Annotated in this window: 11 protein-coding genes; 2 read left to right on the forward strand and 9 right to left on the reverse strand. The window is 32.3% G+C overall.

Annotated elements, in window-relative coordinates; translation table 11 throughout:
* The first annotated feature begins 54 nt into the window (after window positions 1–54).
* Both VOI25_RS10520 and VOI25_RS10525 read left to right on the forward strand, forming a co-directional pair.
* Window positions 55–1,077 (forward strand): formimidoylglutamase, encoded by a 1,023-nt coding sequence (locus tag VOI25_RS10520; RefSeq protein ID WP_323789031.1) that lies wholly within the window; start codon window positions 55–57, stop codon window positions 1,075–1,077.
* Complete coding sequence (locus VOI25_RS10525; RefSeq protein WP_323789032.1) at window positions 1,064–1,537, forward strand: GNAT family N-acetyltransferase; 474 nt, start codon at window positions 1,064–1,066, stop codon at window positions 1,535–1,537. The genes VOI25_RS10520 and VOI25_RS10525 overlap by 14 nt, the downstream gene beginning before the upstream one ends.
* On the opposite strand, the gene VOI25_RS10530 is transcribed toward VOI25_RS10525, so the two are convergent.
* From VOI25_RS10530 to VOI25_RS10570, 9 genes are all read right to left on the reverse strand, one after another.
* Window positions 1,527–2,777, reverse strand: a complete 1,251-nt coding sequence (locus VOI25_RS10530; protein ID WP_323789033.1) for a T9SS type A sorting domain-containing protein — start codon at window positions 2,775–2,777, stop codon at window positions 1,527–1,529. The two genes, VOI25_RS10525 and VOI25_RS10530, sit on opposite strands and share 11 nt — an antisense overlap.
* 68 nt (window positions 2,778–2,845) lie before the next feature.
* Window positions 2,846–4,546 carry a hypothetical protein gene (locus VOI25_RS10535; protein ID WP_323789034.1) on the reverse strand — a complete coding sequence of 567 codons (1,701 nt, stop codon included), beginning with the start codon at window positions 4,544–4,546 and terminating at the stop codon, window positions 2,846–2,848.
* 85 nt (window positions 4,547–4,631) lie between these two features.
* Window positions 4,632–5,168: a hypothetical protein gene (locus tag VOI25_RS10540; RefSeq protein WP_323789035.1), complete on the reverse strand. Its 537-nt coding sequence runs from the start codon at window positions 5,166–5,168 to the stop codon at window positions 4,632–4,634.
* Between the two features lie 48 nt (window positions 5,169–5,216).
* Window positions 5,217–6,452 (reverse strand): DUF6638 family protein, encoded by a 1,236-nt coding sequence (locus VOI25_RS10545; RefSeq protein WP_323789036.1) that lies wholly within the window; start codon window positions 6,450–6,452, stop codon window positions 5,217–5,219.
* Window positions 6,452–7,030: an NUDIX domain-containing protein gene (locus VOI25_RS10550; protein WP_323789037.1), complete on the reverse strand. Its 579-nt coding sequence runs from the start codon at window positions 7,028–7,030 to the stop codon at window positions 6,452–6,454. The genes VOI25_RS10545 and VOI25_RS10550 overlap by 1 nt, the downstream gene beginning before the upstream one ends.
* Window positions 7,031–7,120: 90 nt before the next feature.
* Window positions 7,121–9,082, reverse strand: a complete 1,962-nt coding sequence (locus VOI25_RS10555) for an AAA family ATPase (protein ID WP_323789038.1) — start codon at window positions 9,080–9,082, stop codon at window positions 7,121–7,123.
* An 80-nt stretch (window positions 9,083–9,162) separates the two neighbouring features.
* Window positions 9,163–9,609, reverse strand: a complete 447-nt coding sequence (locus VOI25_RS10560) for a hypothetical protein (RefSeq protein WP_323789039.1) — start codon at window positions 9,607–9,609, stop codon at window positions 9,163–9,165.
* Between the two features lie 4 nt (window positions 9,610–9,613).
* On the reverse strand, window positions 9,614–10,660 hold the full coding sequence (locus tag VOI25_RS10565) for a hypothetical protein (RefSeq protein WP_323789040.1): 1,047 nt from the start codon (window positions 10,658–10,660) through the stop codon (window positions 9,614–9,616).
* Window positions 10,661–10,803: 143 nt separating this feature from the next.
* A complete protein-coding gene (locus VOI25_RS10570; RefSeq protein WP_323789041.1) occupies window positions 10,804–12,147 on the reverse strand; it encodes a microtubule-binding protein in 1,344 nt (447 codons plus the stop codon).
* Between the last annotated feature and the right edge of the window lie 229 nt (window positions 12,148–12,376).

Here is a 12,376-nt window from a genome sequence, read left to right on the forward strand (position 1 = left end):
AGCTGAAAATAAAAAACTGTACTTTTAATACGTCAAAATTAATCAATTTTGTTGATGGAATACTTAAAACTTTTTACAACTTCAGAATTATCTACAATTCTGAAAAAGCGCCCTAAAGAAACCAAATTCGGAGAACATATTATGTTACTTCCAGACTTTGACAATATATACGAACAATTGTTAAAAATGGACGTCTCCTATGTTCTTTTTGGTATAAAAGAAGATGTTGGAGTTTTTGCAAATTACGGAAACACAGGTGCTTGTGAAGCTTGGGACGCGACTATAAAAGTTTTGCTAAATATCCAAAGTAATGTGAATACACATGCTAAGAAAGTTGCCGTTTTAGGTTGTTTAGACTTTGAAAAGTATCAAAATAAGCTTGAGACACTTGATCAGAATAAGAAAAAAGACATTCAGAAAGCTAGAAAATTAGTATCAAAAATTGATGAAAGCGTGACCTATTTAGTGTCACAAATTGTAAGTGCAGGTAAAATCCCTATCATTATAGGTGGTGGTCATAATAATGCTTATGGTAATATAAAAGGAACGTCTTTAGCACTTAAAAAGCCTATTAATACTATAAATTTTGATGCGCATCATGATTTTAGAGCAGAAGAAGGACGACATAGTGGGAATGGATTTAGTTATGTGTATGCTGAAGGTTTTCTAAAAAATTATTTCATTTTCGGACTGCATGAAAACTATACTTCTGATACTATTTTTAAAACCATAAATAAGTTAAAATCTATTCAGTATAATACGTTTGAAACTATAAAAATAACGCAAAACACTGATTTTACATCTGAAATGGAATTAGGTTTAAATCACATTGAAAAAAAGCACTTTGGAATAGAAATAGATTGTGATGCTATTCAGAACACACCAAGTAGTGCAATGACTCCTAGTGGTTTTTCTGCTAATGAAGCACGTCAGTTTGTACATTATTTTGGAGCACATGAAAATGCATCCTATTTGCATATTTGTGAAGCAGCACCTACTCCTGAAAATGAAACTCAAGTTGGAAAACTTATTGCTTATCTTATAACAGATTTTATTAGAGCACATGAAGGCCATTGAAATCATACCTTTCGATAATCAATATGCGAACGATTTCTATAAATTAAACATAGAATGGTTAAAAACGTACTTTTACGTAGAACCGTTTGATGAAGATGTCTTAGGTCAACCAAAAACACACATCATTAATAAAGGAGGTCATATCTTTTTTGCGAAATGTGATGACTTCATACTGGGAACAGTGGCACTAATGCCTACAAACGACCCTAAAGTATTCGAATTGACTAAAATGGCTGTTCTACCTGATTTACGAGGACAAAAAATTGGTCAACAGCTACTGCAACATTGTATAGATTTTGCCAAATCAATTCAATTGGAAGCATTAATGCTCTATTCGGCAACAAAACTGGAAAACGCTATTTATTTGTATAGGAAATATGGCTTTGTAGAACTAGAACTTGAAAAAAACAGTCCGTATGTGCGAAGTGATATTAAAATGGAATTAAAGTTTATTTATTAAACTTCAAAATTTTCGTATTAATAATTTTATCATCTAGCTGAATTAATAAGGTATAAACACCTGAAGCATAGGTTGACAAATCTATAGTTTGGTTTAAAAAGTTTGCTTTAGACTGTACAACTTGTCCAAAACTATTTATAAGCTGAAAAGCGAAAGGTTTGTTGTTTTTAAAAGTAATATTCAAAATTCCAGTCGTTGGGTTTGGATACATAGTTACAGCATTTGAATCATACTCGTAATCGTTAGTTGATAATGATAAACAACTTGTATTAATAATGATTAAACCATCATTTGAAGCTGCATAAATCGTTTCTGAATCATATTGAGATTCTTCAAAAAGATTAACACCTGGAAGCGTTTGGGAATTATTATCCAAGAATTCCCAATCATTTTGACCTTTGAAAGCAATTTTTCCATCTCCTGTATTCTCAGGCTCACCTGCTCCTATCCATAAATACCCTTGGGAATCAAATTTAACAGCATTAGCAACTAAACCGCTAATGTTGTCCATGTCATTGAAAATTGTAGGTGTGTTTTCATTGTGCTCAATTAACCAATTGTCATTTTCAAATTTTAATAAGCCATACCAGTTTGTAGCATATACAATATCTGAATGTGCTGTAATGCCATTCAGAAAATTAAAAGACTCAATAGGTAATATAGAATTTGTGACATCATACACATTCCAGTTGATGCCATCAAAGGTTAATATATCATATTCATAAAAGGCATAATTAGATAACCAGAGATTTCCGTTGTCATCATAATCCATAGACGTGGTCATCCCACAACATGACGGTGTAACTAATGTTTGTAAATCTTGAGTGTAAATAATTTGATTACTGGCATTTAAAATATTGAATTCATATTGAGCAGCAATTGCTAAATTATCATTAGGTGTAGTTGTCATTACGCCTTGAATAGTAGTGCTTATTTCTTGAAAATTATCATTTGATAGTTGCATTAAGGATAAGTCTGTACTTACATACAATCGTCCATTAATGTTTAGAACCGACTTTATTGAATTGCTTGAAATAGTGCTATTAGAAGTTGTATATATCTGAAAGTCTTCAGTTATTTTATCATATGAAATTAGTCCATTATTGTAAGTGCCTAACCAAATAAATTGGTTGTCATCTGTTACTGAACTCACATTATAACCACTAAGTACGATATCAAAACATGCTGTTTGCGAATTACAAATTTGTGCACAAAGAAGTAAGGCAAATAATAGTCTCATGTTTTAAAGAATCAAAATCTTTTAAAGGTAGCCCTTTTATAATGAAATTCTAAATGTAAATAGACATTCTAATGCTCTCCAGTTGCCTTCAATGAATCAATTTTGCGTTGCAAGGCTTCAATTTCTTTGGTCTTTTCATCGATTTTAGGCATCGCCATAATAGAATCAACTGCTTGCTGAATTATAAGATCTTCATCTATGAGTTCTTCTTGGTAGAAATAACCGATGCCTTCACTTGATCTCCAAGCCTCTCCTAATTGGTCATACACTTCCTTATCCCAAGTACTTGGATGTTTTACATCTATCCATACTACATCGCGATATTCACTATCAATCAAAACCAAATCTGGTGTTGCAGAACCATCAAATTGTTGATCGTTGACATTACTAATAGCAGAAATTGTTCCTAGAAAAAACATTCGCTTTCTACCTGCAATATCTTTAATATATGGTCTAAACTCTACAGGTGTATTTGCTGTCCAATCGATTTCTTTTTTAGATTCTTTCACCTTTTGAGGCATTGCAGACACTCCAGCATAACCTTGTTTTTTTGCTGCATGATCGTAATAATATAATTTATCTGTTCCATCTGCAGGAATAAATACGCTATAGCTTAAACTAGTTCGTTCATCACCAATAGGTTCTAAACCAAACCAATGATATAAACCACTATAGGCATCACTTTCTGAGCCAGCAAAATCAAAATCGGTGACATATGGTTGTTGATTCTGATCTTTTGGCATTTTTGGGATTTTAACTGCTGTCAACATATTCCATGGTAAAGGATCACTAAAACCTCCTAAGAATTTTAAAGATTCTGCTTGTAAACGAGATACCTTTTCTGCCAAGGTGTTTTGTTTATTGAGGTATGGAAAGTTTTTCATCTCATCAGGAGCAATATAAGTTCCTTTTCCAATGGTTATACGTTCCATATAATCATTAAAATCATGTTCACCATTTTCAATAACCATGACACCACCAAAACTTGGATATGGAAAGAAAAAGCCTTTCCACTTAATTAAACTCACGACTTGTACCCATTCTCCATTATCATCTTTCATATAAAACGTATCACTAGGTTCGTAGTTCACCAACATCCAAGGGTTGAATCGTTGTACCACTGCGTTATACGTATTGCGGCTAAATTTCAATGTTTCACCTATTGAAAAGGTCACAGGAATTCTATTTTCATTTGAAAAACGAGGAAATGGCGTTGTACTAGAAACGGCAAAGACCTCTTCTGTATTATCACTTATTTGTTGAAAGGTATAGTTTTCAGAAGGCTGAATGGCCATGGTCCATTTATTTTCATTATCCACTCGAACTAAATGCGGAAGTGAAACATCTTTGGTCTCTCCTACACTTTCGTTAGCCATGGTGAAAATATTCTGTAACGGTTGAATCCGTTCATTTTGTGTAAAAGGTAATTCGTTAATTTCAACCTTATTTATATCATTGAAAACGTTATACGTCTTCATATAATCATATAATTTTAGATGCCATCCTGCAAGATATATTAAACCATAAAAGGCAATTAAAGCCACAAGAATTCCTAAACGCTTTCCTGTACTGGCCGAACTTCTAAATTTTTTAAGTCCGAATAGCAATACTATCAGACTTAAAATGATGATAAAGATGTATTTTCTGATAAATAATAATCCAGGTTGATAATCGTCACGCAGCACAAAAAGAGCGATAAGCAATATGAGGCTTACTATAATAGTTATGACTTTTTGTTTTTTTCCTTTATTCCAATATGATTTGATCATTCTTTGATTTTTGTCATTCTGCGCTGCGACGCAGAATCAATTTAATATGTATGGATTCCGCATCAATTGCGGAATGACAGTTGTTTTACATCAACCCTTTATCTTTTAAACGTTCTCGTGCCGATTTTTGATCAGGACTTGTTTCAGGTTTAATAGCTTCTTTAGTATCTTCTAAGACTTCTTTGTCTTTATTTTTAAAATCATCGATAAGATCTTTACCTTTTTCGACTACACTATCAAATTTATCTTCTAAAGTTTCACTCTGTTCTTCAATAACTTTTGAAGATTTAAGTACAAAATTGGCAAGGTACGTTCCAATTAAAGTGCCTGTTGCAAAAGATGCAAACCCAGAGAGTACAAAATAATTAGTGAAAACTTCTACAGGTGTTAAAAATTGAATGATTAGTCCTATGATAAGCATACTTGTAATAATAAAAATCAACCGTGGAATAAATGCACGTTGATAAATGAATCCTTTTTTACTGTCTGGAGCCATTTGTAATTCTTTACTATTGACTATTTTATTTAAAAAGCGATAGACACCATTTCCATTAGATTCTCTCCAGTATAAAAATATACCAAAAAGTATTGCAGCAATAAATATGACTAGTTCTAATCCCATAGTTGTTGATTTTTAGTTTGAAGCCTTTATAAAGTTAGTCTAATTTTGTTAGATATTGTTACTAATAGTTTCAATTACCCAATCTTGTAATGACTCATCCCAAGTTTCATATAGTTTATAAAACTCTTGTTTATCATACCAATATATAAATAGAATATCCTTAGGTGAAATATTAACTAATAGTTTCCATATTAAATCTTGGTGTTTTGGATCTAAACTTGAATGTGGTTCGTGCAGAGCATCGAATAAATCCTCATCAACAATATCTGATATTTTATATTGATTACTTGTTTCTAATTTTTCTAAGTAACGTTCAACGCTCATTATTTTTTTACGAGTATCAATATCAATTTTATTCAAATAACTCTTAAATAATAAAGGGTCATTTAAAATGTTTTTGACAGGATGTTGCGTGTCTTTTAAGTGTTGTGCAAACTCAAATTTCTTTATCCTTTCATAGCGTTTCGTTTTAATAACCTCTTCTAAATCATATGTAATAATGATATGATCACGAAGTTTTTCCATAAGCTCTGGTTGAGAAATATGAAATATAATAACATCGTGAACGGTGTCTTTAATAGCTTCTTTATACCATTTCTTATCTTCAAAAACGAGTATAGGTGTGATAAAATCCCTCAGCACATAAACACCTCCAAATGATCTTGTATAAAAAGAATCGGTCACAAAACTAATAGATCTTAGATTTAAATCTCGCTCTCTTAAATCACCATATTTTGTTGCAGATTCTAGCAACTGATTATGAATGTCTTCATCTATAAAATTGTTTCCAAATTTAAATTTTTCGATGAGATCTAATTGTTCCTGTCTTACATTATCTAAATTATTGATAAGATGAAACCTTATTGTAATCCGTTGATATCTTAAAAGATCAAAAGGCTCATAAAATGTATCAATACCTTGATCAAAGTCAATACAAATGGCTGAATCTCTTGTAATATCGTTTATTTTATCACTATGAGTTTTAAACACTAATTGCATCATATCTCTATCAAACGTATGATAGGGCAAATACACAGGTTTTTGATTTTGTAACGGAGAAATTATAATGCCATGTGGATTTGATTCGCCATTACCCAAATAATATTGTTCGCCCTTTTCTTCAGCAATTTCGGGACTCCAGCCAATTCCATCAATAGAGAACTTTGTCAGTTTAGTTTCACTAAACCCCATTTTTTTTAAGCATTGATTATAACGCTCAACTAATTTCCCAGAAACTGGAATGAGTTCACTTCTATATAGGTTTTCAGCTTTTAATTTTTGCATTACACTAATATATTTATCTGAGCATATTGCAATAACATAATTGTTTTTGCATCAATAATAGCTTTTGTTTTAATCATTTCAATTGCTTTGTTAAAAGAAATTTCCAGGACCTCTATTTCTTCATCTTCGGAAGCTAATCCTCCTCCATCATTAACTTTCATATCCTCTGAATATTCAGCAGTAAAAAGATACAATTTTTCAGTCAATGCACCTGGAGACATATATGCTTCCATAACACATGTTGCATCATCGATTTTAAACCCAACTTCTTCTTCAATCTCTCTTATAATTGTCCATTTAGGAGATTCATTTTTATCTATTGCGCCAGCACAAACTTCAATAGACATGCCTTCACTTCTATCATTTTCAAATATTGGCATTCTAAATTGTTTCGTTAAAATCACTGTACGTTTTTTAGTATTGTATAATAATACAGCAGCACCATTTCCACGATTATAACACTCGCGTTTTAAACGTTTATATTCTCCATTTTTAAATTGATAATCATAGTCAATTCTATAAAGTGTTGCCCAAGCTTTAGAAAGAACGTTGTGTGTTATGTTTTTGATTTGTTTCATTTATTCATTCCTATGAAGGCAGCAATCTATTTTAATTGGTTATTGAGATTCCTCGTCGATTTGCACTGTCGGAATGACAATTGATTAATATTAATCATTTCTTCCAAATTGTTCACGAGCTTCTGTATCAATCTTTAGTTGATTCACTCTCGCGTCTACTTTTCGTTTAAAGTCTGTATCTGCAATCGTAGCGACATTATCTAAATAACGCACAACTTCTTGACGTCTAATTTCAGAAAAGTCTAAACCTTTCATGTTAGAACGCATTAACTCTTGTAACATATTGAATTTTGATTCGTAATCTTTTTTGAAATATAAATCTGGGTTTTCAAACCAATCTTCTTCCAAATCGAAATCGGTTAATCGTAAGGAGACTGCGCTTTGAATATTTCTTACATCACGTGATGAGAAAAATGGAAAAATCTTCTGAATTTCTTTATATAAATTGGCATAAAACAAATGTTGATTAGTTTTAAAACTGCCTTCTATTTTATCATATGCCTCTAAAACTCGCTCTTCAGTTGGTTTATCTGAAACTTTTAAAATTTCACCCATGTTTTTAGCCAATCCTTGATCTTGCAGGTAACTATAGTTTTCTGGACCTTGCATGTTTACAAAATCTGGCATTGTATCATCAAGTTTTCTCCACCATAAATGGTCTTGATCTAAAAAGTCATGCTCTGTACGTGCACCATCAATTTTAAAACGACCTTGTACACGAGAAATAACGGCTTTATCTAGCATCTCTGGGAGATTGGTAAATAAACCAATAGAACTATTACCATAATTAACAGCATAAGCACCTTCAGTATACCTTAAAAACACACCTATCACTTCTTTAACACCAGCAGACACGCCTTGAGCAGTTCGTTCTTGTAAATTGTTTTCAGCATCATCAATAGGTGCAAAAATTAATTTTGAAGGATCCTGCAAAGGTTTCATCCATTCTACCATCTTTTCTGCTGAACCACCTTGAAATGTAGAAATCAATGTGTCTGGCATTGGATGAAATAAAAATGGAATATCTAAGTTATCACAATGTTCTTTTAGTCGCGTTGCTATGGCAGCAATTAGCATACTTTTTCCGGTTCCTGGAATTCCGTAACCCATAAACACAGGCATAAAACCTCCAAGTTCTTGAAACGGATTCTTTTTGGCCGTAAAATCATAACTCAGCATGCGTTCAGTTAATCGTCTAGCAAAGTGTTTTGCATCTCTATTACCTACAATTTGTTCAAACTGAATTTTATTAAACTCAATACTTTTCGCAGTGCCTTGAAACACATTTTCCCAACCTGACACTGCAAACTCAGAATGCTCTAGTTTGTAGGTTCTATCAACTATAGTTTCGGTGTATTCCAAACTACTTTTACGCATTTGAATTTCCGCAATTAAGGCTTCGAAATATACCACAGTGAAGTCGATGACATCTTTATCGGTTTTAACAATCTCAGGATGACCTAAGTATTTATCATAGTAAAATAAGGCACATGAAATACCTTTTAAAGGCGACATTAATGATACTTCTGGAATACCAGCAAACTTATTTTTCATGACACTTAAATCATCTGAAGCAATAGTTTGCAAATCATGCAAAATCTTATAGGCTACAGAAAACAACATAAAAGCTGTGGCTGTTTGCATTTTACTTTCATATTCACGTTTGCCTGAATTATCTAAAGCAGATTTGTTTTCAGATAAGCTAGATAAACCTGAGGCATCGTAATAACTGTCTTTAATCCAGATGCCTAAAGTAATTCCTTCCTGAACAGCATAAAGGGTTTGATTTAAGTGAATAGGAATGGCAATGGACTCAGGTAACAACCGTTTTTTAAGTTCTAAAATCGTCTTAGAAACTGAAGTTACTTCTGCTCCACCATTTCCTTTGGCGCGTGATAAATACAAAAGAATCGATTCATCTTTTGCATCTTTATCTTTGTTTTTTGCACGCTGACCTTGTTCCCATTGTACACTTTTAATATAGGAGGTTGCTTCATCTCGAAGCATATCAAGTTCATTTTGTTTTATAGGAAATGTTGAGTTGTGTTCCATTTTTATAATTAAAATTTATACTGTCATTTATTTTGGATTCTGCGTCTTAGCGCAGAATGACAAAACATATTAATTCATTTTTAATTTAGTCGATATCGATACAATTTTGCAGCTTCTTCAATTTCGTCATCTAAATCACCATCATAGCTAAAACTTTGTATTCTCCATGTATCGTCTGGTCTGTAAAATTGAAAAGTAAATCGCAAAGGTTGACGATCATATTTTACTAAATAGCTAATAAGTACAAAACTATCTGATAATTTTTTTTCAAGAATGACCTCTTTACCATAGTACTTTCCAACAAAATTTTCATTAAGTCCTTCCATCTGAGTTTTTAGTTTTTCAACTGCATCATTATTTCTTGAAATCCATGTATTACCACGATATAGCTCATCTAAAGCAAATGTTGCTCCTTTAGTTTCAAAATTCTTAAAAAAATTGTCAACAAGATCTTGAGGTTTGTCTTGAGCAGACACCAGTCCCGTTATTGAAAAACACAGTAAGCAGATTAGAATATTTGATTTCATAGTTCTATTTTTTAATAATTAAATTCGCTACTTCTATTGGTGGTTTTGCCAACAAATTCATAATTTCTGGTGTTTTATTATACAGTAATTGTATAATTCGATGTGGTGCAAATACATAATCTTGTTTTACGATGTCACTCCACTTTTGAAATACTTGTTTACTGAAATAGCCGCCCTCTTCAAATTCACTACCTGAAAACACTTCATGAATTTTAAAGGATAATGCGTAAGACTCTAAAGGAATTTCTTTACTCGCAATACTTTTAAGAATGGTATGTGTTATTTCATTTTCATCTTTAGCAAACACATTATGAAATGGTCCTAAATCAATACGTTTAATATGCTTAGGTCTTAGGTCTGGTAATTTTCTATCGATGCCATAAGCCATCGTGTCTAAATTCATCTCACGATCTGCAGTACTTTTTAAAACCTCATAAATTTTGTCTTTATAACTTTCAATATTTCGACCATCATAATCAAAATACATAAAGCAAATAAATGGACGATTGTGAGCTACATCATAAAAACTCCAACTTGTCATGTATTGTGCTGAAGCTGTTTCTGGAGCATCAATAATTTTTCCCTGTACAAAACGATTGAAAATATATTTCTGTTCTACTGAGGTATAATAGACTATTGAAGCTGCTTGAAATAATTTGTCTTTTCTAACGGGTTGTTTTTTTCGAAGTAATTGATCAAGAAATTCTTCTTGTAATTCACTTACATCTCTAAGTTTAGCAACATAATTATCTTTTAATGACAAATCATTGAATAAATATCTAAACTCTAAATAATTTGGGAAGCCAGAATCTGTTAGATCGACTTTCATATTATCTTCCTCGTCATACATGTATTTTACACGCATAGCTTCAATTGAATACAATAATAAGTCACAATACTGTTTAAAAAAGACCAACTCTTTTGATGTGCACAAATTTTCCTTTTGAACACTAACAATAAGTTCTTTAAGTACAAAATCTACTTTTTTATGATAAAAGATGTATTGTTCTTTAGAATCTAGTACTGCGGAATCTAATGGCGTTACAATCATAATCTACTTAGACATAAGTTTCTTTGATGGTTTGCGTTAAGGATTGAATGGTCTATTTGAGCTCCTCGAAGAGAGCGAGTAATGAAAGCCTGACCTACTTATGCCGTTAAAAGCAGAAGTAGGAAACGCCATCATTATTTTTATTAGCTTAACAAATCGTCAGTACCACCTTCTGGCTTAGGAGTTCCATCTGGTTTTCCATCATCTCCAGCAGGTGCATTAGGATCTGCTTTATAGTAATCTTCGAAAATCTCTTTCATATCGATACCATAGCGCTCAGCAAAATTCTTTTGAATATCAATATCCTTTGCTCTAATTTCTTGCAAAGCCTCTGCATAACTGCTATACACACCTTGCATTACTTTTTCGTGAACAGGAATATTATCCATCATTTCTTGACGTGCTTTAGCACTTGCAGTATGCATAGACGCTAAAGTTTCACCAATATGCTCATCGGTTTTTACACCTAAATGTTCTAAAATGGCAGCAAACTCTTGATCTGTTCTTGCTTTTAAGGCCACCACGTAACCATCATAATACTTTAAACGTTCTTCAGTATCACTTTTTAATTTAGCACGATGCGTTTGCAGGTTACTGCGTAAAGAGGTTAATACTTTGATGGTTAAATTATGTTTGTGAACGAAACTATCTTTAGAAGCCGCTAAGGTTGTATACGCATTTTTAAGGCCTTCTAATTCTTCAACTTTCTGTTCTAATGTTGTGACATCACCTATAGCTTGTGCATACTCAGCAGATTGCTTATCAACAATCTCTTCTAAAGCCTGACGTGCTTGTTTTAAAGCCGCATATTTTTCTTCAAGTTTAGCTTCTACTTCTTTCTTTTTCTCTAAAGCTTTAGTGTGATTTTTAGTCGCTTCAACAATGGCAGTTTGCAATTTATCTTCAACTTCTTTTATTTCAACCTCACGATTTTTTAATCGCGTCACTGCGGCTTGAGACTTATAGCTTAATTCGCTCAGTAACGTTTGAATGTCTGCACTTTCAATACGCGTTTGAAACATTGCCTTAGCTTTATTATCTGCTGCATCTCTATCTTTTTGAGCAACTTTTAATTCATCCTGAGCATCTTTAATCTTGCTTTTTCTTCCCCAAAGGTTATTCCACCATGTATCTGGTTTTGCTTCAGCATCTTCTAATTCAACTTTTGCCCGTTCTAAACGTTTGATGGCATCATCAATAATTTTTTGTTCATCTGCATTAAGCGAAGAAAATTTTTCAAATATAATCCCAACTTCATCCTGATAGTCTGTAAGATCTTTAATAGCATCAAGAAGTGTGGTTCTATCTTGCTCTGCCATATGAACAACATCATCAAGAGTAGCATTAAGAATCTTCTGGCGACTTTCTGGATCATCTTCTTGTGCAAGTTTAGATTTCATAGTGTCAATGGCTTTTCCCCAATTAACATCTACTTTCTCACTTTTCTCGTTAGTATTCGTTTCTAATAAATCAAAATCGTCAGACATGTTATGTATAGTGTTTTAAGTTGAACAAAGTTTCGGATAAGCAATTTCGTCAAAAAATATGATTTTAAAAACTTAATGTGCTTAAAATATCAGTAGTAAATTTGAATATTTTGTTACAAACTTTCTTTAGTCTTGTTTTATGATTATCCATTGGACTAATATTTTCAAAAGGCGTTACCATATAAATCTAAAAAGAGCGATTAATCACGAAAAAAAATAAACTGATTAA

The organism is Psychroserpens sp. (assembly GCF_034670085.1).
Classification (GTDB): Bacteria; Bacteroidota; Bacteroidia; order Flavobacteriales; family Flavobacteriaceae; genus Psychroserpens.